General features: G+C 62.7%; 27 protein-coding genes and 1 pseudogene. 13 read left to right on the plus strand and 15 right to left on the minus strand.

The genetic code is table 11. From position 1 onward, the window contains the following. Positions 1-98: 98 nt before the first annotated feature. Together AC04SG_RS05900 and AC04SG_RS05905 are read right to left on the minus strand one after the other, a co-directional pair. Entirely contained in the window at positions 99-1,511 is a 1,413-nt protein-coding gene (locus AC04SG_RS05900; protein WP_162712104.1) for a circularly permuted type 2 ATP-grasp protein, read from the minus strand. A gap of 298 nt (positions 1,512-1,809) precedes the next feature. Next, on the minus strand, positions 1,810-2,046 hold the full coding sequence (locus AC04SG_RS05905) for an Lrp/AsnC ligand binding domain-containing protein (RefSeq protein ID WP_112561551.1): 237 nt from the start codon (positions 2,044-2,046) through the stop codon (positions 1,810-1,812). 233 nt (positions 2,047-2,279) lie between these two features. Here AC04SG_RS05905 and AC04SG_RS05910 point away from each other — a divergent pair, with 233 nt between their 5' ends. Continuing rightward, the gene (locus AC04SG_RS05910; protein WP_488550275.1) at positions 2,280-2,708 is read left to right on the plus strand and encodes a DUF4864 domain-containing protein; all 429 of its coding nucleotides are present in this window, start codon (positions 2,280-2,282) and stop codon (positions 2,706-2,708) included. Positions 2,709-2,719: 11 nt separating this feature from the next. On the opposite strand, the gene AC04SG_RS05915 is transcribed toward AC04SG_RS05910, so the two are convergent. The 8 genes from AC04SG_RS05915 to coaD all read right to left on the minus strand — a co-directional run bounded on the left by AC04SG_RS05915 (position 2,720) and on the right by coaD (position 8,109). Continuing rightward, a complete protein-coding gene (locus AC04SG_RS05915) occupies positions 2,720-3,445 on the minus strand; it encodes an SDR family NAD(P)-dependent oxidoreductase (RefSeq protein ID WP_488550276.1) in 726 nt (241 codons plus the stop codon). Positions 3,446-3,516: 71 nt separating this feature from the next. Further along, on the minus strand, positions 3,517-4,647 hold the full coding sequence (gene tgt / locus AC04SG_RS05920; RefSeq protein WP_488550277.1) for a tRNA guanosine(34) transglycosylase Tgt: 1,131 nt from the start codon (positions 4,645-4,647) through the stop codon (positions 3,517-3,519). Further along, positions 4,640-4,909, minus strand: a complete 270-nt coding sequence (locus tag AC04SG_RS05925) for a hypothetical protein (protein WP_192253764.1) — start codon at positions 4,907-4,909, stop codon at positions 4,640-4,642. The genes tgt and AC04SG_RS05925 overlap by 8 nt, the downstream gene beginning before the upstream one ends. Continuing rightward, a complete protein-coding gene (gene queA, locus AC04SG_RS05930) occupies positions 4,899-5,987 on the minus strand; it encodes a tRNA preQ1(34) S-adenosylmethionine ribosyltransferase-isomerase QueA (RefSeq protein WP_488550278.1) in 1,089 nt (362 codons plus the stop codon). Before queA ends, AC04SG_RS05925 begins: the two co-directional genes overlap by 11 nt. Continuing rightward, complete coding sequence (locus tag AC04SG_RS05935; RefSeq protein WP_488550279.1) at positions 5,987-6,436, minus strand: DMT family transporter; 450 nt, start codon at positions 6,434-6,436, stop codon at positions 5,987-5,989. The genes queA and AC04SG_RS05935 overlap by 1 nt, the downstream gene beginning before the upstream one ends. Positions 6,437-6,448: 12 nt before the next feature. Continuing rightward, a complete protein-coding gene (locus AC04SG_RS05940) occupies positions 6,449-6,961 on the minus strand; it encodes a peptidylprolyl isomerase (protein WP_192253758.1) in 513 nt (170 codons plus the stop codon). Between the two features lie 43 nt (positions 6,962-7,004). Continuing rightward, complete coding sequence (locus AC04SG_RS05945; RefSeq protein WP_376740396.1) at positions 7,005-7,499, minus strand: peptidylprolyl isomerase; 495 nt, start codon at positions 7,497-7,499, stop codon at positions 7,005-7,007. 109 nt (positions 7,500-7,608) lie between these two features. Beyond that, complete coding sequence (gene coaD / locus AC04SG_RS05950; protein ID WP_112561542.1) at positions 7,609-8,109, minus strand: pantetheine-phosphate adenylyltransferase; 501 nt, start codon at positions 8,107-8,109, stop codon at positions 7,609-7,611. Between the two features lie 260 nt (positions 8,110-8,369). On the opposite strand from coaD, the gene AC04SG_RS05955 reads away from it, so the two are divergent. Next, positions 8,370-8,516, plus strand: coding sequence for a hypothetical protein (locus tag AC04SG_RS05955; protein WP_192253752.1), 147 nt, complete (start codon positions 8,370-8,372; stop codon positions 8,514-8,516). Positions 8,517-8,575: 59 nt separating this feature from the next. Here AC04SG_RS05955 and gyrA read toward each other — a convergent pair whose 3' ends face one another. Beyond that, on the minus strand, positions 8,576-11,374 hold the full coding sequence (gene gyrA, locus AC04SG_RS05960) for a DNA gyrase subunit A (protein WP_488550280.1): 2,799 nt from the start codon (positions 11,372-11,374) through the stop codon (positions 8,576-8,578). 210 nt (positions 11,375-11,584) lie between these two features. On the opposite strand from gyrA, the gene AC04SG_RS05965 reads away from it, so the two are divergent. Together AC04SG_RS05965 and AC04SG_RS05970 are read left to right on the plus strand one after the other, a co-directional pair. After that, a complete protein-coding gene (locus AC04SG_RS05965) occupies positions 11,585-13,273 on the plus strand; it encodes a SulP family inorganic anion transporter (protein ID WP_488550281.1) in 1,689 nt (562 codons plus the stop codon). Continuing rightward, positions 13,270-13,779 (plus strand): annotated as a pseudogene (locus tag AC04SG_RS05970) (ParB-like protein); the annotation flags it as partial. The gene AC04SG_RS05965 and the pseudogene AC04SG_RS05970, both read left to right, overlap by 4 nt. Here AC04SG_RS05970 and AC04SG_RS05975 read toward each other — a convergent pair. Further along, positions 13,674-14,603: a helix-turn-helix transcriptional regulator gene (locus tag AC04SG_RS05975; RefSeq protein ID WP_488550282.1), complete on the minus strand. Its 930-nt coding sequence runs from the start codon at positions 14,601-14,603 to the stop codon at positions 13,674-13,676. The pseudogene AC04SG_RS05970 and the gene AC04SG_RS05975 sit on opposite strands and share 106 nt — an antisense overlap. 86 nt (positions 14,604-14,689) lie before the next feature. Between AC04SG_RS05975 and AC04SG_RS05980 the strand changes: the two genes are divergently transcribed. From AC04SG_RS05980 to AC04SG_RS05990, 3 genes are all read left to right on the plus strand, one after another. Next, a complete protein-coding gene (locus AC04SG_RS05980) occupies positions 14,690-15,220 on the plus strand; it encodes a hypothetical protein (protein WP_477340200.1) in 531 nt (176 codons plus the stop codon). Positions 15,221-15,250: 30 nt separating this feature from the next. Beyond that, positions 15,251-15,628 carry a VOC family protein gene (locus AC04SG_RS05985; protein WP_488550283.1) on the plus strand — a complete coding sequence of 126 codons (378 nt, stop codon included), beginning with the start codon at positions 15,251-15,253 and terminating at the stop codon, positions 15,626-15,628. Between the two features lie 105 nt (positions 15,629-15,733). Next, positions 15,734-16,363: a MarC family protein gene (locus AC04SG_RS05990; RefSeq protein ID WP_023822237.1), complete on the plus strand. Its 630-nt coding sequence runs from the start codon at positions 15,734-15,736 to the stop codon at positions 16,361-16,363. 42 nt (positions 16,364-16,405) lie between these two features. On the opposite strand, the gene AC04SG_RS05995 is transcribed toward AC04SG_RS05990, so the two are convergent. Genes AC04SG_RS05995 through ssb form a run of 3 tightly spaced genes read right to left on the minus strand, consistent with a single transcriptional unit; the run spans position 16,406 to position 17,813 of the window. After that, positions 16,406-16,831 (minus strand): OsmC family protein, encoded by a 426-nt coding sequence (locus tag AC04SG_RS05995; protein ID WP_488550284.1) that lies wholly within the window; start codon positions 16,829-16,831, stop codon positions 16,406-16,408. A 27-nt stretch (positions 16,832-16,858) separates the two neighbouring features. Beyond that, positions 16,859-17,254 (minus strand): DUF2306 domain-containing protein, encoded by a 396-nt coding sequence (locus AC04SG_RS06000; RefSeq protein WP_488550285.1) that lies wholly within the window; start codon positions 17,252-17,254, stop codon positions 16,859-16,861. A 34-nt stretch (positions 17,255-17,288) separates the two neighbouring features. Beyond that, entirely contained in the window at positions 17,289-17,813 is a 525-nt protein-coding gene (gene ssb / locus AC04SG_RS06005; protein ID WP_112561535.1) for a single-stranded DNA-binding protein, read from the minus strand. A 274-nt stretch (positions 17,814-18,087) separates the two neighbouring features. On the opposite strand from ssb, the gene AC04SG_RS06010 reads away from it, so the two are divergent. From AC04SG_RS06010 to uvrA, 6 genes are all read left to right on the plus strand, one after another. After that, positions 18,088-18,414 (plus strand): cupin domain-containing protein, encoded by a 327-nt coding sequence (locus AC04SG_RS06010; protein ID WP_488550286.1) that lies wholly within the window; start codon positions 18,088-18,090, stop codon positions 18,412-18,414. Positions 18,415-18,458: 44 nt separating this feature from the next. Further along, positions 18,459-18,773 carry an ArsR/SmtB family transcription factor gene (locus AC04SG_RS06015; RefSeq protein ID WP_488550287.1) on the plus strand — a complete coding sequence of 105 codons (315 nt, stop codon included), beginning with the start codon at positions 18,459-18,461 and terminating at the stop codon, positions 18,771-18,773. Continuing rightward, positions 18,770-19,243 (plus strand): SRPBCC family protein, encoded by a 474-nt coding sequence (locus AC04SG_RS06020; RefSeq protein ID WP_488550288.1) that lies wholly within the window; start codon positions 18,770-18,772, stop codon positions 19,241-19,243. Before AC04SG_RS06015 ends, AC04SG_RS06020 begins: the two co-directional genes overlap by 4 nt. 29 nt (positions 19,244-19,272) lie before the next feature. Then, positions 19,273-19,881, plus strand: coding sequence for an ATP-dependent Clp protease proteolytic subunit (locus AC04SG_RS06025; protein ID WP_192253728.1), 609 nt, complete (start codon positions 19,273-19,275; stop codon positions 19,879-19,881). Positions 19,882-19,992: 111 nt separating this feature from the next. Then, positions 19,993-20,250 carry a hypothetical protein gene (locus AC04SG_RS06030; RefSeq protein ID WP_488550289.1) on the plus strand — a complete coding sequence of 86 codons (258 nt, stop codon included), beginning with the start codon at positions 19,993-19,995 and terminating at the stop codon, positions 20,248-20,250. A gap of 955 nt (positions 20,251-21,205) precedes the next feature. Next, complete coding sequence (gene uvrA, locus AC04SG_RS06035; RefSeq protein WP_352586839.1) at positions 21,206-24,127, plus strand: excinuclease ABC subunit UvrA; 2,922 nt, start codon at positions 21,206-21,208, stop codon at positions 24,125-24,127. Positions 24,128-24,145 lie beyond the last annotated feature (18 nt).

Here is a 24,145-nt window from a genome sequence, read left to right on the forward strand (position 1 = left end):
TTGGTGAGTAGGGATTAGTAAGCATTTGAATTTCAATAGAATATGGCATTCCCTGTCCCCTATTTTTTACTACTGCCTACTGACTAATCCCTACTCACTCAGTCGTCCAACACCCACGTATCCTTCGTCCCGCCGCCCTGCGAAGAATTGACCACCAGCGACCCCTCCTTCAGCGCAACACGCGTCAACCCGCCAGGCACGATTTGGATGCGGTCTGACACCAGCACGTATGGCCGCAAGTCGACGTGACGGGGCGACAGGCCTTTTTCGGTCAGGATCGGACAGGTCGAGAGCGCCAGCGTCGGCTGGGCGATGTAGTTGGACGGTTTGGCCTGCAGCTTCTTGGCGAAGTCCTGGCATTCCTTCTTGGTCGCCGCCGGGCCGACCAGCATGCCGTAGCCGCCGGAGCCGTGTACTTCCTTGATGACCAGCTCGTGGATGTGTTCGAGTACGTATTTCAGGCTGTCGGGTTCCGAGCAACGCCAGGTCGGGATGTTACCGAGGATCGCCTTGCGGCCGGTGTAGAATTCGACGATCTCGGGCATGTAGGAATAGATCGCCTTGTCGTCGGCGATGCCGGTTCCCGGCGCATTGGCGATGGTGATGTTGCCGGCACGGTAGACATCCATGATGCCGGGCACGCCAAGGGCCGAGTCCGGCCTAAAGGTCAGCGGGTCGAGGAAGGAATCGTCGACACGCCGGTAGAGCACGTCGATCTGCTTGTAGCCCTCGGTGGTGCGCATGGCGACATGGCCGTCGACGACGCGCAGATCCTGGCCTTCGACCAGCTGCACGCCCATCTGGTCGGCAAGGAAGGCGTGCTCGAAATAGGCGGAGTTGAAGCTGCCCGGCGTCAGCACGGCGATGGTCGGCGCGCCCTTGGTGCTTTGCGGCCGGACCGCTGCCAGCGACTGGCGAAGGAGCTGCGGATAGTTCTCGACCGGCCGTACCTTGATCTGCTGGAACAGCTCGGGGAAGAGCTGCATCATCGTCTCGCGGTTCTCCAGCATGTAGGAGACGCCCGACGGCGTGCGCGCATTGTCCTCCAGCACGTAGAACTCGTTCTCAGAGATGCGGACAATATCGACGCCGATAATGTGGGTGTAGACGCCGGCCGGCGGCCGCACGCCGATCATTTCCGGCAGGAAGGCCTCGTTCCTGGCGATCAGCTCCCTCGGCACACGGCCGGCGCGCAGGATCTCCTGGCGATGGTAGATGTCATCAAGGAAAGCGTTCAGCGCCTGCACGCGCTGCTCGATGCCTTGCGTGAGGCGCCGCCATTCATTGCCGGAGATGATACGCGGAACGATATCGAAGGGGATCAGCCGCTCGGAAGCTTCCTGCTCGCCATAGACGGCGAAGGTGATGCCGGTCTTGCGGAAGACGCGCTCGGCGTCCTGCATCTTTTCGGTAAGCCTGGCTGGGTCCTGCTCCTTCAGCCAGCGGTCGTAAGCCGTATACGGTTTTCTCAATCCGGAAACTTCCGGAAGCATTTCATCGAACGCTGCCAATCGCATACTCCCCTGTGACGCCATTTCACTGGCGTCGCAGGAGAAAATCAAGCGCAATCGGTGATTTGGAGGACATCGGCGATCAGTATGTTACGACTGCCCAAAATTAGGGCAGTCGAAACAGGGGCGTAATCAGGCTTTGCCTCGTCGCCGGGCAAGTGCCTGATGCGGCGCTAGAGCAGCTCATCGTTTCACGGAAACGGTGAACCGCTCTATCCTTTGTTTCAACGCAATTCCCAAGGGAAAGCGCTACGCGCTTTTCCCGGGAAAACCGATTCACACTTTTCCTGGAATTGCTTCAGAAAGCGCGGAAAGTGACGACCGTGAAGGTGTCCTTGATTCCGGGAAGATGCTGCACCTTCTCGTTGACGAAGTGGCCGACATCTTCCTCGTCGTCGACATAGAATTTGGCGAGCAGGTCGTAATTGCCGGCGGTCGAGTAGATTTCCGAGGCGATCTCGGCGTCGGCGAGCGCGCTGGCGACCTCGTAGGACTTGCCCAGGTCGCACTTTATCTGCACGAAAAACGTCTTCATTGCCGGTCCTGCCAGGTTGAAACGCGCATCTTGCGCCCATGGCGGCCCTTCTCGCAGACTGCCGCCCGGCTTTCAAGCATCAGGCCGCGCCCCACCTTAAAGGATGCTTAAGCATGATCTTGCAGCACTTGCGTGGCGAATTACTGCGGTTGCTGAAACCGTGAGGCAGCGCCAAGCGTATGGTATGATGTGTCTTCAGACAGCGATTTGTCAGGAGACAATGGAGACAGGCCATGCGCCGTATCGCATTCGCAGTCGTTTCATTGCTGTTCGCGTCTACCCTGTTCATCTCGGCGGCCCTTGCCGGCGATGCCGAAATCAAGGCCGGCCAGGCCGTCATCGATGGTCAGCTGAAGGCGCTCATCGCAAACGATGGCGCCAAGGCCTACAGCTACGCTGCTCCAAACGTGAAGCAGATTTTCCCGACCGTCGACGCCTTCATGAACATGGTGACCAACGGCTACGCGCCGGTGCGTCGGCCACAAAGCTATTCCTTCGGCAAGGTCGAGCAGACCGGCCCAGGCTCGATCATCCAGCAGGTGCTGATCGTCGGTCCCGACGGCAAGGACTACGAGGCGGTCTATACGCTGCAGCAGCAGCCCGACGGCAGTTTCCAGATCACCGGCTGCAGCCTGCGGGGGTCGAATTCACTGAGCACCTGACGCACAACGCCTCAGTAGCGTGCCCTGCCGCCCGACATGTCGAACACGGCTCCGGTGTTGAATGCGCTGGCGTCGGAACAAAGCCAAAGCACCAGTGCCGCCACTTCATCCACCTCGCCAAGGCGCTTGAGCGGGCTGGCACTTATCATGTCGTCTACGACATCGTTTCCAAGGCGCCTGATCAACTCGGTATCGATCGGCCCCGGTGCCACGCAATTCACCCGAATGTCGGTATCGCAGGTCTCCCGCGACAAGGCTTTCGTAAAGGCAATGACGCCTGCACTTGCCGCTGAATAGGCGGCCAGATTCGGCAACCCTTCCTTGCCTGCCAGGGATCCCATATTGATGATCCGGCCCCTACCAGCCTTGCGCATGATCGGCAGAACCTGATGCGTAACCTCGAAAACGCCGATCAGGTTGACACCGATGATGCGTTGCCACTCGATCGGATCGAATGCCTCGAACCCACGATAGTCGCCTAAATAGCCTGCATTGTTGATTAGAATGTCAATCCGGCTATTGTCTGCGACGACCTCGGCCAGGGCGTCTTTGATCTGGTGAGCCTTTGTCACATCGACCGTCTGGCAATGTGCGCCGTCCACAGGTGTGGGATCAGCATCCCATATCCAGACTTCGGCCCCGGAGTTCAACAACTGCGCCGCAATGGCCTTGCCGATGCCTCGTGCGCCGCCAGTCACGATCGCGGTCTTGCCGCCAAGTTCATATGTGACAGTCATGGCCTGACCCCAACCGGAATCTGCGCCCGGACAATGGATCCGTCAATCATCGTCCGGTGGCGTAGATTTGTTCAAAGGGTAGGGATATCGCCCCTCGCCCAGCCCTCGGAAATCTCGGCCGTGCACGCCTCGAAGGCGCCGGCCTCGATCGACGTGCGAAGGTCCTGCATCAGCTTCTGATAATAGGACAGGTTGTTCCAGGTCAAAAGCATCGCCCCCAGCGCCTCCTGCGAGCGCACGAGATGATGCAGATAGGCGCGTGAATAATCGCGTGCCGCCGGGCAATCGCTCTCCTCGTCGAGCGGGCGCGGATCGTCGGCGTGGCGGGCGTTCCTGAGATTGACCTTGCCGCGCCTGGTGTAGGCCAGGCCGTGGCGGCCGGCGCGGGTCGGCATCACGCAGTCGAACATGTCGATACCGCGCGCCACCGATTTCACGATGTCGTCCGGCGTTCCGACGCCCATGAGATATCTGGGCTTGTTGTCGGGCAGTTCCGGACAGGTGATGTCGAGCATCTCCAGCATCACCGCCTGCGGCTCGCCGACGGCGAGGCCGCCGACGGCGTAGCCCTTCAGCTCCATGGCGCTCAGCGCCTGCGCCGAGCGCACCCTGAGCGCTGCATTATCGCCGCCCTGGACGATGCCGAACATCGCCTTGCCCGGCTGGTCGCCGAACGCGGTCTTGCAGCGCTCCGCCCAGCGCAGCGACAGTTCCATCGCGCGCTCGATCTCCTTCAGATCGGCCGGTAGCGCGGTGCATTCGTCGAGCTGCATCTGGATGTCGGAATCGAGCAGCCCCTGGATCTCGATCGAGCGCTCCGGCGACATCTCGTAAGGCGCGCCGTCGATATGCGAGCGGAAGGTGACGCCCTTTTCGGTCAGCTTTCGCAGCTTCGACAGCGACATCACCTGAAAGCCGCCGCTGTCGGTCAGGATGGGATGCGGCCAGCGGGCGAATTCATGCAGGCCGCCGAGCCGCGCGACACGCTCGGCACCAGGGCGCAGCATCAGATGGTAGGTGTTGCCAAGGATGATGTCGGCGCCAAGGTCGCGCACCTGATCCATGTACATCGTCTTGACGGTGCCACCGGTGCCGACCGGCATGAAGGCCGGCGTGCGAATTTCGCCGCGCGGCATGTCGATGACACCGCGCCGTGCCTTGCCGTCGGTGGCGAGGACTTTGAAAGTGAACGTCTCAGCCATTGAATTCCTTGTCATGGACAGGTGCGTCCGGCGCCTGCCTGTCGAGCGACTGGCGATACTGGATGCAGCCGCGCATGAATTTTGGCCACGGCGGCACGGCGATCGAAGGCTCGGTCTTTTCCGGCAACAGATCCCACAGATCGGGATGATGCCAGCACAGATCATGGCCCGTCGTGTCGCGGTGCGCGCGGATGCCGGCACGCAATTTCTTCACTTCGGCAATCAGGCTTTCTCGGTCAAAGGCTTGCAGGTCATCGTCCATCGCTCATCTCCGCTCGATAAAGCAGGCTTGTGTCTCCGTAGGAGTAGAATCTGTAGCTGGTGTCGATGGCATGCGCATAGGCGGCCCGCATCGTGTCGAGGCCACTGAAGGCCGAAACCAGCATGAACAGCGTCGAGCGCGGCAGATGGAAATTCGTCATCAGCAGGTCGGCAGTCTTGAACCGATAGCCGGGCGTGATGAAAATGTCGGTCGGGCCGGACCATGCGGCAAGCGTACCGTCGGGCTTTGCCGCGCTCTCCAGCAGGCGCAGCGAGGTCGTGCCGACGGCGACGATGCGCCCGCCCCTCGCCTTCGCGGCATTGAGCGCCGCGGCGGTCGCCTCGCTGACTGAACCGGTCTCTGCATGCATCTTGTGGTCGGCGGTGTCGTCGGCCTTGACCGGCAAGAAGGTGCCGGCGCCGACATGAAGCGTGACGAAGCAGCGTTCGATGCCTTTGGCGTCTAGCGCGGCAAATAGCTCCGGTGTGAAATGCAGGCCTGCGGTTGGCGCGGCAACCGCGCCCTCCTCCCTGGCATAGATGGTCTGATAGTCCGTCAAGTCGCGCTCGTCATCGTCACGCTTGGAGGCGATGTAGGGCGGCAGCGGGATGTGGCCGACGGCGCGCAGCGCCTCGTCGAGAAACGGGCCGGACAGGTCGAAGCCGAGCAGCGCCTCGCCGGCCTCGCCCTTCTCGATCACCGTGGCGTCGAGCTGGCCGAGGAAGCAGGAATTGCTGTCATGGCCGAAATGGATGCGGTCGCCGGCAGCGATGCGCTTGCCCGGCCGCATGAAGGCCAGCCAGCGGTCGGGCGCCATGCGCATGTGCAGCGTCGCCTCGACCTGCGCCTGCGCTTCGCCGCGCCGCCTGATGCCTTTCAGCTGCGCCGGGATGACCTTGGTGTCGTTGAAGACCAGCACGTCGCCGTCCCCGAGCAGGGACGGCAGGTCGCGCACCATGCGGTCCGAAAGGCCCTCGCCCGGCCCGACCACCAGCATCCTGGCGCTGTCGCGCGGCTCGGCCGGGCGAAGCGCGATGCGCTCCTCCGGCAGGTCGAAGTCGAAGAGGTCGACACGCATCAGTAAAGCCGGACGAGCAGCGCTCCGGCCAAGAGCAGCACCGCGCCGGCGACGCGGCCGAATGAGATCTCGCGCACCGCCACGCCGAGGAAGCCGACGCGGTCGATCAGCATGCCGGCCAAGAGCTGGCCGGCAACCAGGAACGCCATCAGGGCGGCCGCACCGATGCGCGGCGTCAAAATGGTCGACAGCGTGACGTAGAAACCGCCGAGCATGCCGCCGGCGATGAACAGCCAGGGCGCCGGCGCCTTCCAGTCGAGTGAGAGGTCGTTCAACTTTACCACGGCGACGGCGATGATGCCGAGCACGATCGCGCCGGACAGGAACGAAAACGCCGCCGCCGCGACCGGGAGACCCAGGCCGCGCGCCAGCTGCGAATTGATCGGCGCCTGAACGGCGATGAAGGCGCCGGACAGGATGCCAAGCAGCGACCAGACCACGCCCATCATTGTCGTTTGTCCTTACTTGACGTCGGCCGCGACCTTCAGCGACACGATCTTATCGGGATCGACCACCGGCTCGCCGCGCTTGATCTTGTCGACATTGTCCATGCCTTCGATGACCTGGCCCCAGACCGTGTACTGGCGGTTGAGGAAAGCGGCATCGTCGAAGCAGATGAAGAACTGCGAATTGGCCGAGTTCGGGTTCTGCGAACGAGCCATCGAGCAGGTGCCGCGACCGTGGTTGGCGTTGGAAAATTCAGCCTTCAGATCGGGCTTTTCCGAGCCACCCATGCCGGCGCGGGAGGGGGCAAATGAGGGCTTGCTCGAATTGCCGAACTTGACGTCGCCGGTCTGCGCCATGAAGCCTTCGATGACGCGGTGGAAGACTACGCCGTCGTAGGCGCCTTCGCGCGCCAGTTCCTTGATGCGGGCGACATGGCCGGGGGCCAGATCGGGGAACAGTTCGATGACGACCTTGCCCTTGGTCGTTTCCATGATGAGCGCGTTTTCGCGGTCCTTGATCTCAGCCATGTCGGATATCCTTTATCTCAGAAAAACAGATTGATTTGATAGACTACTTGTCTGCGGCGATGCGCACTTTGATCATGCGGTCGGGGTTGCTGACCGTTCCATTGTCGGCCTCGTCGCCCTTCTTGATGTGATCGACCAATTCCATGCCGCTGACGACATTGCCGACGATAGTATACTGGCCGTCGAGGTTCGGCGCCGGCGCGAACATGATGAAGAACTGCGAATTGGCAGAGTTCGGATCCTGCGAGCGGGCCATGCCGAGCGTGCCACGCTTGTAATGTTCGCTCTGCGAGAATTCTGCGGGCAGATCAGGCAGATCGGAGCCGCCGGTGCCGACGGCCTCGGGGCTGAACCCCTTCTTCATGTTGCCGAACTTGACGTCGCCGGTCTGCGCCATGAAGCCATCGATAACGCGGTGGAAGGCGACATTGTCATAGGCGCCTTCGCGCACCAGCTTCTTGATCTGGGCGACATGCTTGGGCGCTAGGTCGGGCCGCAGCGCGATGGTGACGTCGCCATCCTTCAAGGTGATGATCATGGTGTTTTCCGGATCGGCGGCATAGGCCGAGACAGATGCTGTGACAAGACCGGCAAGCACGACGAGGAACGAGGCGAGCTTCTTCAGCTGCATAGGGATCTCCGGGGGATTATTTCTTGAATTTTGCGGTGAGCGCGCCGGCAACCGCCGCCGGCACGAAGGGACGGATGTCGCCTCCCATCGAAGCTATCTGGCGCACAAGTGTGGCAGTAATCGTGCGCACCGAAGGGCTGGCGGGCAGAAAAACCGTCTGCAGCTCCGGCGCCATGGTCTCGTTCATGCCAGCCATCTGCATCTCGTAGTCCAGATCGGTGCCGTCGCGCAGGCCGCGGATCATGATCGAGGCGCCGTGCTTTCTGGCGGCGTCGATGACCAGCCCGTCGAACGCGACAACCTTGATGCGGCCGCCGTCGCGGCCGAATTCGGCCTTGGTCGCCGCCTCGATCAGCTTCACCCGTTCCTCGAAGGAAAACAGCGGCGTCTTGCCAGGATGGGTGCCGATCGCCGCATAAACCGTGTCGGCAACGGCCAGCGATGCCTTCAGGACGTCGAGGTGTCCGTTGGTCAGCGGGTCGAAGGAGCCGGCATAAAGGGCGGTGCGTTCGGTCATGGCAGGGATAGGGCTCTATCTCTCGGTTTGAGCATGATCTGTTTCCGAAAACCGGATTCCACTTTTCGGGATCATGCTCTAGCGGGGCATTGGACGGAAGGCAAATGCGATTGGGAACATCTGCGTGAACCTTTTCGCAGACATGAACGACAGATGAATGCCTTGATCACGAAGACTTCACGCAGCGTTCACTAGTTTGCACTTCAGAAGATGAAACCAAAACCCCATCTAACCGTTGTAAGGCGCAGGAGAACACGCAAATGCTGATCTACATGCTCGCCACCGCAATGACCGTCGCCATGCTGATTGCTACCGCATTCGGGCTGCATCAGGAAGCAGAGCGTGTCCGTGTCCGGACCAAGCGCTTCGAAGGCTTCGGCGCTCGCTGGCCCCACCGTCACCACTAATCTTACCGGCCAAGTCTTGATCGCGCCGGCCCATCGGGCCGGTGTTGTTGTGTCTGAGCCTATTCGGCGCTGTCGGGTGCGGCATCCGCAGCATCCGGACCGCCCTCGGCCCCGCCTTCGCCGTTCTCCTCGGCATCCTCGTCCGACTGCGGTTCCGATATCCGCTCGACCGAAACCACCTTCTCGCCTTCGGCGGTGTTGAAGATGGTCACGCCCTTGGTGGCGCGGCTGGCGAAACGGATGCCGTTGACCGGCACCCGGATGACCGTGCCGCCGTCCGAAACCAGCATGATCTGGTCGTCATTGCCGACCGGGAAGGTCGCCACCAGCTGGCCGATCTCTGCCGTTTTCGACACGTCGGTGGCGCGAATGCCCTTGCCGCCGCGCCCGGTCAGGCGGAAATCGTAGGACGACGAGCGCTTGCCGTAGCCATATTCGGTCACCGTCAGCACATATTGCTCATGCGCCTTGAGGAATTCGTAGCGGTCGTCGGAAAGCTCCGCCTCCTCGCCGATCTCCTCATTGGTCAGTGCGATCTCTTCTTCCTCGCCGGCCGTCTCGAGCCGCCGCTCCGCCGCCGCCCGCTTGAGGTAAGCGGCGCGCTCCGCCGGTGAGGCATCGACATGCTCGATCACCGACATCGAGATGATGCGGTCGGTCTCGGCCATGCTTATGCCGCGCACGCCGACCGAATTGCGGCTCTGGAAAACGCGCACGTCGCCGACCGAGAAACGGATGCACTGGCCGGAGTTCGCCGTCAAAAGCACGTCGTCATTGTCGGTGCAGGTCTCGACACCGAGGATCTCGTCGCCTTCCTCCTCCAGCTTCATGGCGATCTTGCCGTTGCGGTTGACCTGGACGAAGTCGGACAGCTTGTTGCGGCGCACGGTGCCGCGCGTGGTGGCGAACATCACGTCGAGCTCGCCCCAGCTGGTCTCGTCCTCGGGCAGCGGCATGATGGTGGTGATGCGCTCGCCCTGCTCGAGCGGCAGCATGTTGATCAGCGCCTTGCCGCGCGACTGCGGATTGCCGATCGGCAGCCGCCAGACCTTTTCCTTGTAGACGATGCCGCGCGAGGAGAAGAACAGCACCGGCGTATGGGTGTTGGCCACGAACAGCCGGGTGACGAAATCCTCTTCCTTGGTCGACATGCCGGAGCGGCCCTTGCCGCCGCGGCGCTGCGCCCGGTAGAGCGACAGCGGCACGCGCTTGATGTAGCCGGAATGGCTGACGGTGACGACCATGTCCTCACGCTGGATCAGGTCCTCGTCTTCCATGTCGGCGCCGCCGTCGGTGAGCTCGGTGCGGCGCGGCGTGCCGAACTCGTCGCGCACGGCGGCGAGCTCGTCCTTGACGATCTGCTGGATGCGCGCGCGGGACGACAAAATATCAAGGTAATCAACGATTTCGGCGCCGATCGTGTTCAACTCGTCGGCGATCTCGTCGCGGCCGAGCGCGGTCAGGCGCTGCAGGCGCAGTTCGAGGATGGCGCGGGCCTGTTCCTCGGACAGATTGTAGGTGCCGTCCTCGTTGATGCGATGGCGCGGATCGTCGATCAGAAGGATCAGCGATTCGACGTCGCCGGAGGGCCAGCGGCGCTCCATCAACTGCTCGCGCGCCGTCTGCGGATCGGGCGCCGTACGGATCAGCTTGATCACTTCGTCGATGTTGGCGACGGCAATGGCGAGGCCGACCAGGACGTGGGCGCGGTCGCGCGCCTTGCGCAGCAGGAATTTCGTTCGCCGGCTGATCACCTCTTCGCGGAAGCCGACAAATGCCTTCAGCATGTCGGTCAGCGTCATCACTTCCGGCTTGCCGCCGTTCAGCGCTACCATATTGGCGCCGAAAGAAGTCTGCAGCGGCGTGAAGCGGTAGAGCTGGTTGAGGATGACATCGGCGACAGCGTCGCGTTTCAGCTCGATAACGACGCGGTAGCCCTGGCGGTCGCTTTCGTCGCGTATGTCGGAAATGCCTTCGATGCGCTTGTCGCGCACCAGCTCGGCCATTTTCTCGATCATCGAGGCCTTGTTCACCTGGTACGGGACTTCGGTGATGATGATCGATTCACGGTCGTTGCCGCGCTGCTCGACATTGACCTTGCCGCGCATGACGATGGAGCCGCGGCCGGTCGCGTAGGCGCTGTAGATGCCGGAACGGCCAAGCACGATGCCGCCGGTCGGGAAATCGGGGCCTGGAATGATCTCCATCAGCGCCGGCAGGTCGATCGCCGGATTGTCGATGATGGCGATGGCGCCGTTGCAGACTTCGGCCAGATTGTGCGGCGGAATGTTGGTGGCCATGCCGACGGCAATGCCGCCGGAACCGTTGACCAGAAGGTTGGGGAAGCGAGCCGGCAACACCTTCGGCTCGGTGTCGGAGGCATCATAGGTCTCCTGGAAATCGACGGTTTCCTTGTCGATGTCCTCGAGCAGCTCATGCGCGACCTTGGTCAGGCGCGACTCGGTGTAGCGCATGGCCGCCGGCGGATCACCGTCGATGGAGCCGAAATTGCCTTGCCCGTCGATCAGCGGCACCCGCAGTGACCAGTCCTGCGCCATGCGCACCAAGGCGTCATAGATCGAGGCGTCGCCATGCGGATGGTATTTACCCATCACGTCGGCGACCGGACGGGCCGATTTCACATATTTGCGGTTCCAGTGGTAGCCGCTCTCATGCGCCGCATAGAGAATGCGGCGATGCACCGGCTTCAGGCCGTCGCGAACGTCCGGCAGCGCACGGCTGACGATCACGCTCATGGCGTAAGAGAGGTAGGAGCTCTGCATCTCCTCGATGATGGAGATCGGCTCGATGCCGGTGGGGCCGCCGTCGGCGCCGCGCGGTGTCTTTTGGTCGGTCAAATTGGATCACAATCTAATCAGGAATCACTGACCGCTTATATAGGAAGCCCACTCGAAACTCCAATGTTCCCGGCACTTTTCCAAAGACAATTTCGGTGGTAATTTCAAATGGATACCGCTGATTGCGACGATTTGGCAAAAGCGTATTTCGCCGCCGCCAGGCAAAAGCCTGCGATGGACCGTTTTCCCCGGCCGGGAGCCATAAGCACGATGAACTGGACCCGGTGGCTGCCTTTGCGAGCGCTGAGCGGTTGGCGGCCCGGGGATCTCAATGGCGATCTGGCCGCCGGGCTGACGCTGGCGGCAATCGCCATTCCCGAACAGATGGCGACGGCGCGGCTTGGCGGCTTTGCGCCCGAGATCGGCTTCTTCGCCTTTGTCGCGGGATCACTGGCCTTTGCCCTGTTCGGCGTCAACCGCCATCTGTCGTCCGGGGCGGATTCGACCATCACACCGCTGTTTGCCGGCGGCCTTGCGCTCATCGCCGTTGCCGGGTCGGCGCATTATCTGGCGCTGGCGGCGATGCTGGCGCTGATGGTCGGGCTACTGGTGGGTTTGAGCGGCATCTTCCGGCTCGGCTGGATCGCCGACCTTCTGTCTGTCCCCGTCACCACCGGTTTTCTGGCCGGCATCGCGGTCCATATCATCGTTTCGCAACTGCCCGGACTGCTCGGCCTGCCGTCCGAAAGCGGTGAAACGCTGCGCCGCGTCGGTGAGATCGCCGCCAATCTCCACCTCATCAACCCGTGGAGCTTGGCGCTCGGCCTTGGCGTGTTTGCCATCGTATTCACCGCCGAGCGCATCAGCGCCCGTATCCCCGGCGCCTTGATCGGCATGGTGCTGGCCACGCTGGCGGTTGCGATCTTCGGCCTGAAGGGGCGCGGTGTCGAAGTGCTCGGCGCCTTGCCCTACGGCCTGCCGCAGGCCGGCCTGCCGAGCGTCAGCCTCAGCGATGCGCAGGCGGTGTTACCGCTGGCCCTGCTGATCGCCATCGTGGTCATGGTGCAGACGGCGGCCACCAGCCGCTCCTTTGCCGGCGACGACATCAACCGCGACTTTGTCGGTGTCGGCGCCGGCAGCATCCTGTCCGGCCTGATCGGCGCCTTCGCGGTCAATGCCAGCCCGCCGCGCACCGCAATCGTCGCCCAGTCGGGCGGGCGTTCGCAGTTTTCAGGCCTGATTGCCGCGGCAATCGTGCTGGCGCTGGGCGCCTTTGGCGGCGGCCTGCTTGCCGATGTCCCGCAGGCCGCCCTTGCCGGCGTGCTGATGTTCGTTGCTCATCACATCTTGCGCTGGAAGGTGTTTGCCAGTGTCTACCGGCAGGCGCCGGTCGAATTCATGCTGATCCTGGTCACTATGACGGCCATTGTCGTGCTGCCGATCGAGACCGGCGTGGCGGTCGGCATCGGCCTGTCGCTGCTGCATGGTCTCTGGAGCGCGACACGCACGCAGGCGATCGAGCTGGAACAGGTGCCCGGCACCTCGGTGTGGTGGCCGCCGAGCACGCCGTCGGCCGGCGAGCAACTCCCCGGCGTGCTGGTTGCGGCATTCCAGGCGCCGCTCTCCTTTGTCAATGCCGAAAGCTTCAAGCGCGGCGTCTGCGAACTGATCGACGCCAGGAGCGACAGTGTGAAACTGGTCGTGCTCGAAGCCAGCAACATCGCCGAGATCGACTATACCGCCGCACAGGCGCTGATCGAAACCATTGCCCACTGCCGCAAGGCCGGTGCTGTCTTTGCCATCGCACGGCTGGAATCACTGCGTGCCCAGGCGGCACTGGCGCGTTTCGGCATTGCCGACCTCGTCGGCCCGCACAGAATCTTTCACAGCGTCGACGACGCCATCAAGGCGCTATCGCCGGACAAGAAACTTGTAGGACAACAGGACAAGGCGCCATGACCACCGAGCGGGAACCCTTGCTGAAGCCTGTCGCCGTGGACGAGCTGCGGCCGACGCAGATCACCGTCGGCATGCGGGAGGTGGAGCTGAAGCGCCGGATGATCCGGGCACAAAGCCCTGAGAAGACAGGCATTTTCCTCGGCCGCCACATGGTGCCGGTGGTGCTTGGTCCGAAGAAGCGCAACTATGTCACCGATCACCACCATCTCGCCCGCGCCTTGCTCGAGGAAGGTGTCAAGGATGTCTTCGTCACCGTGATCAGCGATCTGTCGGGGCTCGACAAGGGCGCTTTTTTTGTCGTGCTCGACAACAGAGGCTGGATGCATCCGTTTGACGAAAACGGGCGGCGGCGGGACTACGACGCCATCCCCAAGACCATGGCCGAACTGGTCGACGATCCCTACCGCAGCATGGCCGGCGAATTGCGCCGGCAAGGCGGCTTCGCCAAGGACACAACGCCGTTCAGCGAATTCCTGTGGGCCGACTTTTTGCGCCGGCGCGCGCGATAGTCACCGGGTGTCTCGCCCATGACGCGCCGGAAACGCCTGTTGAAGGTTGACAGGTCATTGAAGCCGGCCTCGAAGGCAATTGCCGAGATGGGCTCATCCGACATGCGCAGCCGCACCGCCGCACGATGCAGCCGGGTTCTGAGCAGGAACTGATAGGGAGTCATGCCGGCGACCTGCCGGAAGGTGCGCAGGAAGTGATAGGGGCTGGTCGCCGTCGAGCCGGCAAGCTCGGAAAGCGAGACCGGCCGGTCGGCATTGACCTCGATCTGCCGCACCGCCTCGGCAACCCGTTTCTGGTCGCGCCGGCTCGGCGGGCGAGCGGCAGGCGCGGCCTCGCCGGCGACAGCAAGGGCTGCGCCGCCGACGGCAAGAGCCGCGCCAGCAAGGCGCAGGCCAAGCTCCTCGAAGGCATCGATGTCGGCCGTCTCGCGTGCCGCTTCGGCCTCGGCCAGAAGCGAGGTAAGGGCCGGCAAGGGCGGCAGATGCGGCACTCCAAACGCCAGCTTGCCTGCGCCCGGCACGTCGTTGGCAATCCGGTCGAGATAGGCGGGAGTGAAATGGAAGGACAGGCAGCGGTCGCCGGCGCCATGCTCATGCCCGCATTCATAGCAGGCACCGACATTGCCGAGCAGGACGGCACCTGGCGCCAGCATGGCGGTGCCCTGGCTGGTGCGGTAGCGGAAGCTGCCGCTGGTGACTGCGGCAATGCAGACACTGCGGTGCTGTTCCTCGAACGGGCGATCGCCGGCGCCTGCGGTGCACACCACGTCGGACACATACCAGTCCGGCCCTGAAGCCAGTTTTTGCTCGCTCGTCGTCATGGTTTGAAAGATAGCAATTTTTCCCAAGCGCAACACCCCGACCCGGCCTATCGCTTGCAGCCTCCTGACACCACGAAGGCAGCAGCATGACCGATCCATTCACAGAAGCCCTCCACAGCGACGGCCCCAACCCTGACCTGGCTGAAAAGCTGGATCTCTACGGCCGCTTTGTCGGCGCTTGGACATTCGATGCCACGCGCCACCTCGAGGACGGCACCGTCTTGACCGGGCGCGGCGAGGTGCATTTCGGCTGGGTCCTGGAAGGCAAGGCGATCCAGGACGTGTGGATTCTGCCCGCGCGCGACGCCGGCCCCTCGCCCTCGCTCGGCAAATGGACTTTCTACGGCACAACGCTGCGGGCCTATGATCCCGGCGCGGATGCCTGGCACATCTTCTGGAGCGATCCGCGCAACCAGTACTACAGCCGCCAGCTTGGTCGCGCCGAAGGCGACACGATTGTGCAGGTCGGCGCCGACGGCACTGGTTCCTCGGTCCGCTGGAGTTTTTCACGGATCACCAAGGACAGCTTCCGCTGGCTGGGCGAGCGTTCGCACGACAACGGGGCGACATGGCGCCTCGAAGTCGAGTTCCTGGCGCGCCGCGTCGCCCAGGGCTGATGGCGCAACACCTGCAACAAGGAGAAAACCATGCTTGACCACGTTTCGATCGGTGTCCGCGACACCGCGGTGTCAAAGCCTTTCTACGATGCCGCGCTGAAGCCGCTCGGCTATTCCTGCCTCAGCCAGTCGCCGGGCTCGCTGGGCTATGGCGCGCAGGCGGCAGCGTTTTGGGTGAACGACGCGGCGCGGCCGGTGGCGGCTGACGAAAAATCCGGCCTGCATTTCTGCTTTGCCGCACCGACGCGGGCGAGCGTCGACGCCTTTCACACCGGCGCCCTGCGCGCCGGCGGCAACAGCAATGGCGCGCCGGGGCTGCGTGCCGACTATGGCGAGAACTACTACGCCGCCTTCGTCATCGATCCCGACGGCTATCGTCTGGAGGCCTATTGCAGCGCCGCCGGCTAACACCGCCGGCGTCTCCGGTATCGCCATCTCAGACGGTTCCCACCGGCCGGGCTTTGCTCTACCAATAGGGTGGTGCGGGGCTCGGCCCGGCGGGAGGGGTCAGCGATGCCGAGTTTCGACAGCCTGTTCAACGCCTTCGTCACCATTCTGGTGACTATCGACCCGCCCGGTCTCGCGCCGCTCTTCCTGGCGGTGACACGCGGCATGAACCGCGAGGAGCGTCAGCAGGTTTCGGTGCGCGCGTCGATCATCGGCTTCCTGGTGATGGCGCTGTTTGCGGTGGCCGGCGCCTCGATCCTGTCGGTGTTCGGCATCACGCTGCCGGCCTTCCGCGTCGCCGGCGGGTTCCTGCTGTTCTTCATCGCCTTCGAAATGGTGTTCGAGCGCCGCCAGGACCGCAAGGAGAAGATCGGCGACGTCGCCATCACCAAGGACATGATCCACAACATCGCCGCCTTCCCGCTGGCGATCCCGCTTATCGCCGGCCCCGGCGCGATTTCGGCAACCGTGCTTTTGTCCGGCTCGTTCCAGGGTTTTACCGCACAGGCTGCGCTGGTCGGCATCATCTTCGTCTGCCTGGCCATCACCTATCTGGTGTTCGTGCTGTCGGAACGCATCGACCGCATCCTCGGCCAGACCGGCCGCTCGATCCTGACCCGCCTGCTCGGCGTCATTCTGGCAGCGCTTGCGGTGCAGTTCGTGGCCGATGGCATCAAGGCGCTGATGGCGGGGTGAACGACAGCGCCTACTGCCCTACTGCCCTACTGCCCTACTGCCCTACTGCCCAGCCGTATCAACAACCTCGAAATCATGGGTGATCACAGCGGTCTTGGCCAGCATGGCGGAGGCTGAGCAGTATTTTTCGATCGAGAGGTCGATCGCACGCTGGACCTTGTCGTGCGACAGCGCGCGGCCCGTGACGATGAAATGCATATGGATGCGGGTGAAGACTTTTGGGTCGGTTTCGGCCCGGTCGGCGTCGAGTTCGACGGTGCAATCCTCGATCGCCTCGCGGCCTTTTTCCAGAATGTGGACGACATCATAGGCCGAACAACCGCCGGTGCCGATCAGCACCAACTCCATCGGGCTCGGGCCTGGCGTCTTGCCTTCAGGACCGGAGGCGGTCCCCAGCACGAGTTTGTGGCCACTGCCGGACTCGCCGACGAAAGTGCGCTCTTCGACCCATTTGATCCGTGCTTTCACGGCAATCATCCTCCTGGAAAGACATCCCTAGCCGAACACGACCGCATGCATGATGCGGCCGGGCAGCAGTGTGAACACGCCGGCGCCGATCAGCGCAAAAACATACAGCGAAATCATGACCCTGCGATGTTTGGCTACGCGATGCCTATGCGCGTGCCAGACCGCAAGCGGAACGGTGATCAACACTATGATCGACAAGATATGGATCGGGCTGAACGGGCCGATGAGGCGGATCTGCTGGATCCACAAGCTAGAGGCGGCGATGACCAGCATCAGCGCCGCCCAAGCATAGCCCATCACACGGTGGCGCGTCGTGCCTTTCGGCAGCGCCAGTTGGGCGCCGCCCATGGCCAGCGCGGCTAGGGCCGCGAAGGCGTGCCATGGAATGGGAGGGGGCGCCGATAGAAGCGGTCCGAGCGACATCGCGCCCTCTCCCTAGGTGGCAATCGCTCGCTGCTCAGAACGGGATTTCGTCGTCCAGTTCGCGCGACGACCCGCCGCCACCACCGCCCTTGGAACCGCCGCCACCGCCACGGTTGAAGCTTTCATTGGGGCTCGACTGGCCGAAATCCGAGCCACGGCTCGCACCGCCGCCACCGGCATAGTTGCCGACCTGGCCGCCGCCCTCGCCGCGTGAATCGAGCATCTGCAGCTCGCCGCGGAATTTCTGCAGCACGACTTCCGTCGTGTATTTGTCGGCGCCGGTCTGGTCCTGCCATTTGCGTGTCTGCAGCTGGCCTTCGACGTAAACCTTCATGCCCTTCTTCAGATATTGTTCGGCGACCTTGGCGATCTGGTCATTGAAAATGACGACGTTGTGCCACTCGGTCTTTTCCTTGCGCTCGCCGGAATTCTTGTCGCGCCAGCTTTCCGAAGTGGCGATGCGGATGTTGACGACCGGGTCACCGGAATTCAGGCGGCGGATTTCAGGGTCCGCGCCGAGGTTTCCGACCAGAATGACCTTGTTGACGCTACCCGCCATGACACTTCTCCGCGCTCATCCGAAACAAATTTTAAGTCGCTCACCTTACAGCCTGCATGCGATCCTCGCTTGCCGCGGCTGGCTTTTCCCACAAGGTTTTTGTTCTTTTTTTGTTCTATTCTTGTCTGCCTCGGCTGTCAAGAATGTCAGCAAGAGGTAGGGTGTGCGTCTGAAATTGCGACTATGCCGGGATCGAAAGGCGGAGGCGAATGAAAGTCATTGCGCGCATCTGGACCAGCCGCGAGAGCAATGGCGAGCGGGCGTGGAAACCCGCATGCAAGTTTCCGCCGGCAACGGAGCGAGCCAGCTTTGCCTGTTCGAACAGTGGATTCAGCCTGGCGTCGGGGCTCCGACACACCAACACCCAGTCGAGGAAGTGCTAACCGTCATCACCGGGATCGCTGAAATGTGGATCGACGAAGGACGTCTGACACTGATTGCCGGACAATCGCTTCTCATTCCTGCCCAACGAAAACATGGGTTTAGAAACGTTGGCACCGAAACGCTTCACATCCAGGCCGTGCTGGCGTCGCCGATCTTCGAGGCGACTTTCGAAGGGGCCGCCGAGCCGGTGAGGCGTTGGCTTCCCGCAGCGCCATAAAAGACCGCTTGCCAAATCAATAAGTATCGACTTATGCTTTTGTCATGATCGAAGCAGAGATTTTTCGCGCCCTGGCCGACCCGACGCGCCGCGCCGTCTACGAGCGGCTGGCCGGAGGCGAGATGAGCGTGTCGGAACTCCGCACCGGCATGAGCGTGTCGCAGCCGGCGGTGTCGCAACACCTCGCCGTGCTGCGCGGCGCCGGCCTGGTCAGCGAAAGGCGGTCCGGCCGCAACGCGTACTACCGCGCCGATCCGCAAGGGCTCGAGCCGCTGCTCGGCTGGATCGAACGCTACCGCGCATTCTGGCCGGAACGCATCGAGAGACTAAAGGCCGTTTTGAAGGACATGGACCAATGACCGATGAAAAGCAGGCGCAGACCGCCAAAGATGCCCTCGCCTTCGAGTGTGACCTCCCGGACGCACCGGAAAAGGTGTGGCGGGCGCTGACCGTGCCGGAGCTTTTGGCGGCGTGGATGATGCCAAACGACATCAAGCCGGAAACCGGCAGCCGCTTTGCCTTTGCCGGGCCGGACGCGCCGATCGAGTGCGAAGTGCTCGATGCCGAACCGGGGCGACTGCTGCGCTATTCCTGGCGCGAGCGGTCCGACACCGGCGATGCCGATGGGTTGGACAGCATCGTCACCTTCACGCTCGCCCGCACCGTTTCAGGCGGTACACATCTGCGCATCGTTCATGACGGGTTTGTGCAGGCGGCAACGCCCGCGGTGGCGATGGCGAGCGCCGGTTGCCGGCTTTCGCTCAGGGCATACAAGCCCAAACCGCTGATCGCCGCCAACGCGCCATATCTATTGATGCGCGCGGCCTGAGTCGAAGAAAAACGAACGGAGACAATGAGATGAGCGGCTTTGCCAATCTGGTGCCGATGGTGATCGAGCAATCGAGCCGCGGCGAACGCGCCTTCGACATTTTCTCGCGGCTGCTGCGCGAGCGCATCATCTTCATCAATGGCGAAATCAATGACGGCATGTCGGCGCTGGTCTGCGCCCAGCTTCTGTCGCTGGAATCGGACAATCCCGACAAGGAAATCTCGCTCTACATCAACTCGCCGGGCGGCGTGGTGACCAGTGGCTTCGCCATCTACGACACCATGCAATATGTCAGCTGTCCGGTATCGACGGTGTGCATGGGCTTTGCCGCCTCGATGGCTTCGTTCCTGCTGATGGCGGGAACGCCGGGCCGGCGCATCGCGCTGCCCAACGCCAGCATCGTGCTGCATCAGCCCCTGGGCGGCTTCCAGGGCCAGGCCTCCGACATTCAGCGCCATGCCGAAGGTATTTTGCGCACCAAGCGGCAGATGACCGAGCTCTATGCGCAGCATTGCGGCCGCACCTATGAAGACGTCGAACGCACGCTCGACCGCGATTTCTTCATGACCGCGCGCGAAGCCAAGGACTGGGGCCTCGTCGACCATGTTTTCGACACCCGCAAGCAGGCGGCGGCCTAGATCGCGGGATTGAACGCGCACCGGCGTCGCGTCAATTTCGACGCCGCAGGTCTGGCCTCGCATGGAGCGCGACACTATAGTCCTGCAATGCGTTACCGCCTAAACAGACTGATGACAGCCACTGCGATCACCGCTGCGACCTGTAGCGCGGCTCTTGCCGGGAACAGCACATCGCAGCCGCAGACGGGCGCCCTGCCCGGCGTGACCAGCGACTACCGTATCGCCAAGCCGACGCCGCAGCCTGAGCCCGACGACGCGCTGCCCGCCGGCGAGAACGGGACATTCAAGATCGGCGATACCGATGTCCGGATTTCCGGCAGCATCACCGTCGATATGGCTACAGGCGGGATCAGACCTCCAAATCACTGAGCCGGGCGATACGTGCTTCCTGCGAGCGTTGGCACCGCCCCTCACCTGCCTGCCGGCATCCTCTCCCCGTAAACGGGGCGAGGGACGCTCCCGATCGATGCTTTCGCCAACCACCAACGTTGCATAAATAGCACCGCAGCCGCAGCTGCCTCTTTCTCCCCGTTCACGGGGAGAAATGCCCGGCAGGGCAATGAGGGGCAGCGCCAACACCGATATCTATGACTCCCCGTGCGATCGGGCGAGCGGGCGCTTCGCCCCGATATCCCCACAAAAGAGCAGCCCCGCCGTTGCTTCCGCAAACGGTCGGGGCTTTTTTTGGATCCCAGATCCAACTTGCCGGTAGTGTTATACCGACTTTTGTCTCGGATGCTTCGCGGCATTCAGCCGACGATCCGACTAGCAGTCTCTGATTTTCATGGGATATGGCAGGTCACGGTTTGTCGGGTGGCGAAAACGCTGAACCCTGGCACTTATGCCCGCCGCGGCTCCAACGAGATGTGGAGCCTCAAAGGACTATCCGGTGGCGTCATGCTCCGCTCCTATGTCCGTTGCAACTGTGTCGTCCGAAGCACAAATCGCAAAACCTGCGGCGTCTCGCAGGCCACCTATGGGCGGCGAGGCCATCGAAAGACGGCCGGCTTCGTTGACCTTCGGAGACTGCGCCCCTGAGTTGGCGGCGTCAACCTTTGAATAGCCGGTTACCGAAAAATGTGATCGCCGGGACCTTACGTCAGGGTCAGTTTCTGAAACACCCCTGTCAGGTTTCCGCACAGCTTTGTCAGGAGCGTGTTCAGCCTTTGTTCTTTCCGCTTGCCCCTTCGCGCGAAAGACGGTTAAACGACTTTGGTCGAGAAGTATGGCGTCTCTCGACGTGGCGGCAAAAATACCTACATAGGGGATGGCCGGGAAAACCCCGCCGATCCCACTGATACCAAATCTGAGGCGGCGACCGGCGATGGCCGACCATAAATACCTTTCCATTCGCGGTGCACGCGAACACAATCTGAAGAATGTCGATCTCGACCTGCCGCGTGACAGCCTGATCGTCATGACCGGCCTGTCGGGCTCCGGCAAATCGTCGCTTGCCTTCGACACCATCTATGCCGAGGGCCAGCGCCGCTATGTCGAGAGCCTGTCGGCCTATGCGCGCCAGTTCCTCGAAATGATGCAGAAGCCGGACGTCGACCAGATCGACGGCCTGTCGCCTGCCATCTCCATCGAGCAGAAGACGACGTCGAAGAACCCGCGCTCGACGGTCGGCACCGTCACCGAGATTTACGACTATATGCGCTTGCTGTTTGCGCGCGTCGGCATCCCCTATTCGCCGGCCACCGGCCTGCCGATCGAGAGCCAGACGGTCAGCCAGATGGTCGACCGGGTGCTGGCGGTCGAGGAAGGCACGCGCCTGTTCCTGCTGGCGCCGATCGTGCGCGGCCGCAAGGGCGAGTATCGCAAGGAACTGCTGGAGCTGCAGAAAAAGGGCTTTCAGCGCGTCAAGGTCGACGGCGTCTTCTACGAGATCGCCGACGTGCCGGCGCTGGACAAGAAGTACAAGCACGACATCGACGTCGTCGTCGACCGCATCGTCGTGCGCGGTGATCTTGCGACCCGACTTGCCGATTCCATCGAAACGGCGCTGAAGCTCGCCGAAGGGCTGGCGGTGGCCGAGTTTGCCGACCGGCCGCTCGACGCCAGCCAGACCGGCGAAGACTCGGTCAACAAGTCGAAGAACGAGACGCATGAGCGCATCCTGTTCTCCGAAAAATTCGCCTGCCCGGTGTCCGGCTTCACCATTCCGGAGATCGAGCCCAGGCTGTTCTCGTTCAACAACCCGTTCGGCGCCTGCCCGACCTGCGACGGTCTCGGCAGCCAGCGTGCCATCGACGCCAGCCTGATCGTGCCGGACGAAAACGTCTCGCTGCGCGACGGCGCCGTCAGCCCGTGGGCGAAATCGACCTCGCCCTATTACGCGCAGACGCTGGAAGCGCTGGGCAAGGCATACGGCTTCAAACTCGGCGACAAATTCAAGGACCTGACCGAAGAGGCCAAGGAAGCCGTCCTGCGCGGCACCGGCGAGCGCGAGGTCACCTTCCAGTATGATGACGGCCTGCGCTCCTACAAGACGACCAAGACGTTCGAAGGCGTCATTCCCAATCTGGAGCGACGCTGGAAGGAAACCGAATCCGCCTGGATGCGCGAGGAGATCGAGCGCTTCATGTCGGCAACGCCCTGCCCGGTCTGCAAGGGCTACCGGCTGAAGCCGGAAGCGCTGGCGGTGAAAATCGCCGGAAAGCACATCGGCGAGGTCACCGAGCAGTCGATCCGCAACGCCGACAAATGGTTCACCGACCTGCCGGCGCAGCTCAACGACAAGCAGAACGAGATTGCTGTCAGAGTGCTCAAGGAGATCCGCGACCGGCTGCGCTTCCTCAACGATGTCGGCCTCGACTATCTGACGCTGTCGCGCAATTCCGGCACGCTGTCGGGCGGCGAGAGCCAGCGCATACGCCTGGCCTCGCAGATCGGCTCCGGCCTCACCGGCGTGCTTTATGTGCTGGACGAGCCGTCGATCGGCCTGCACCAGCGCGACAATGCGCGCCTGCTCGACACGCTGAAGCATTTGCGCGACATCGGCAACACGGTGATCGTTGTCGAGCATGACGAGGACGCCATCCTGCATGCCGACTATGTCGTCGACATGGGCCCGGCCGCCGGCATCCATGGCGGCGAGATCATCGCCCAGGGCACGCCGCAGCAGGTGATGGCCAACCCGAATTCGATCACCGGCAAATATCTTTCGGGCGCGCTTGAAGTGGCCACACCTGGTATCAGGCGCGAGCCCAAGAAGGGCCGCCGGCTGAAGATCGTCGGCGCGCGAGGCAACAATCTGAAGAACGTCACTGCCGAAATCCCGCTCGGCACCTTCACCGCCGTCACCGGCGTGTCGGGCGGCGGCAAGTCGACCTTCCTGATTGAGACTTTGTTCAAGGCTGCGTCGCGGCGCATCATGGGCTCGCGCGAACATCCGGCCGACCATGACCGCATCGAGGGCCTCGAATTCCTCGACAAGGTCATCGACATCGACCAGTCGCCGATCGGACGCACACCACGCTCCAATCCGGCCACCTATACCGGCGCCTTCACGCCGATCCGCGACTGGTTCGCCGGCTTGCCCGAGGCCAAGGCGCGCGGCTACCAGCCCGGCCGTTTCTCGTTCAACGTCAAGGGCGGCCGCTGCGAGGCCTGCCAGGGCGATGGCGTCATCAAGATCGAGATGCACTTTTTGCCCGACGTCTACGTCACCTGCGATGTCTGCCATGGCAAGCGCTACAACCGCGAGACGCTCGATGTCGTGTTCAAGGGCAAGTCGATCGCCGACGTGCTCGACATGACGGTCGAGGAAGGCGTCGATTTCTTCGCCGCCGTGCCCGGCGTCCGTGACAAGCTCGACACGCTGAAGCAGGTTGGTCTCGGCTACATCCATATCGGCCAGCAGGCGACGACGTTGTCGGGCGGCGAGGCGCAGCGCATCAAGCTCGCCAAGGAACTGTCGCGCAAGGCGACCGGCAAGACGCTCTACATCTTGGACGAGCCGACAACCGGCCTGCATTTCCACGACGTCGCCAAGCTTCTGGAAGTGCTGCACGAACTGGTCGACCAGGGCAACACGGTGGTGGTCATCGAGCACAATCTCGAAGTGATCAAGACCGCCGACTGGGTGCTCGACCTCGGCCCCGAAGGTGGCGACGGCGGCGGCGAACTGGTGGCACAGGGTACGCCGGAAGCCATCGTGCGCGAAAAGCGCAGCTATACCGGCCAGTTCCTCAAGGAACTTTTGGAGCGACGCCCCGGGGGCAAGCGCGAAGCGGCGGAATAGTAGGCAGACCGGTCGAGC

Source organism: Mesorhizobium sp. CNPSo 4684, from assembly GCF_057784315.1.

What these genes read in the sequence shown, in the direction of transcription:
- AC04SG_RS05905 (WP_112561551.1), bottom strand. Translation starts at nt 2,046, where the DNA reads ATGAAGACGTTTTTCGTGCAGATAAAGTGCGACCTGGGCAAGTCCTAC.
- AC04SG_RS05910 (WP_488550275.1), top strand. Translation starts at nt 2,280, where the DNA reads ATGCGCCGTATCGCATTCGCAGTCGTTTCATTGCTGTTCGCGTCTACC.
- AC04SG_RS05915 (WP_488550276.1), bottom strand. Translation starts at nt 3,445, where the DNA reads ATGACTGTCACATATGAACTTGGCGGCAAGACCGCGATCGTGACTGGC.
- tgt (WP_488550277.1), bottom strand. Translation starts at nt 4,647, where the DNA reads ATGGCTGAGACGTTCACTTTCAAAGTCCTCGCCACCGACGGCAAGGCA.
- AC04SG_RS05925 (WP_192253764.1), bottom strand. Translation starts at nt 4,909, where the DNA reads ATGGACGATGACCTGCAAGCCTTTGACCGAGAAAGCCTGATTGCCGAA.
- queA (WP_488550278.1), bottom strand. Translation starts at nt 5,987, where the DNA reads ATGCGTGTCGACCTCTTCGACTTCGACCTGCCGGAGGAGCGCATCGCG.
- AC04SG_RS05935 (WP_488550279.1), bottom strand. Translation starts at nt 6,436, where the DNA reads ATGATGGGCGTGGTCTGGTCGCTGCTTGGCATCCTGTCCGGCGCCTTC.
- AC04SG_RS05940 (WP_192253758.1), bottom strand. Translation starts at nt 6,961, where the DNA reads ATGGCTGAGATCAAGGACCGCGAAAACGCGCTCATCATGGAAACGACC.
- AC04SG_RS05945 (WP_376740396.1), bottom strand. Translation starts at nt 7,499, where the DNA reads ATGATCATCACCTTGAAGGATGGCGACGTCACCATCGCGCTGCGGCCC.
- coaD (WP_112561542.1), bottom strand. Translation starts at nt 8,109, where the DNA reads ATGACCGAACGCACCGCCCTTTATGCCGGCTCCTTCGACCCGCTGACC.
- AC04SG_RS05955 (WP_192253752.1), top strand. Translation starts at nt 8,370, where the DNA reads ATGCTGATCTACATGCTCGCCACCGCAATGACCGTCGCCATGCTGATT.
- AC04SG_RS05965 (WP_488550281.1), top strand. Translation starts at nt 11,585, where the DNA reads ATGAACTGGACCCGGTGGCTGCCTTTGCGAGCGCTGAGCGGTTGGCGG.
- AC04SG_RS05975 (WP_488550282.1), bottom strand. Translation starts at nt 14,603, where the DNA reads ATGACGACGAGCGAGCAAAAACTGGCTTCAGGGCCGGACTGGTATGTG.
- AC04SG_RS05980 (WP_477340200.1), top strand. Translation starts at nt 14,690, where the DNA reads ATGACCGATCCATTCACAGAAGCCCTCCACAGCGACGGCCCCAACCCT.
- AC04SG_RS05985 (WP_488550283.1), top strand. Translation starts at nt 15,251, where the DNA reads ATGCTTGACCACGTTTCGATCGGTGTCCGCGACACCGCGGTGTCAAAG.
- AC04SG_RS05990 (WP_023822237.1), top strand. Translation starts at nt 15,734, where the DNA reads ATGCCGAGTTTCGACAGCCTGTTCAACGCCTTCGTCACCATTCTGGTG.
- AC04SG_RS06000 (WP_488550285.1), bottom strand. Translation starts at nt 17,254, where the DNA reads ATGTCGCTCGGACCGCTTCTATCGGCGCCCCCTCCCATTCCATGGCAC.
- ssb (WP_112561535.1), bottom strand. Translation starts at nt 17,813, where the DNA reads ATGGCGGGTAGCGTCAACAAGGTCATTCTGGTCGGAAACCTCGGCGCG.
- AC04SG_RS06010 (WP_488550286.1), top strand. Translation starts at nt 18,088, where the DNA reads ATGCAAGTTTCCGCCGGCAACGGAGCGAGCCAGCTTTGCCTGTTCGAA.
- AC04SG_RS06015 (WP_488550287.1), top strand. Translation starts at nt 18,459, where the DNA reads ATGATCGAAGCAGAGATTTTTCGCGCCCTGGCCGACCCGACGCGCCGC.
- AC04SG_RS06020 (WP_488550288.1), top strand. Translation starts at nt 18,770, where the DNA reads ATGACCGATGAAAAGCAGGCGCAGACCGCCAAAGATGCCCTCGCCTTC.
- AC04SG_RS06025 (WP_192253728.1), top strand. Translation starts at nt 19,273, where the DNA reads ATGAGCGGCTTTGCCAATCTGGTGCCGATGGTGATCGAGCAATCGAGC.
- AC04SG_RS06030 (WP_488550289.1), top strand. Translation starts at nt 19,993, where the DNA reads ATGACAGCCACTGCGATCACCGCTGCGACCTGTAGCGCGGCTCTTGCC.
- uvrA (WP_352586839.1), top strand. Translation starts at nt 21,206, where the DNA reads ATGGCCGACCATAAATACCTTTCCATTCGCGGTGCACGCGAACACAAT.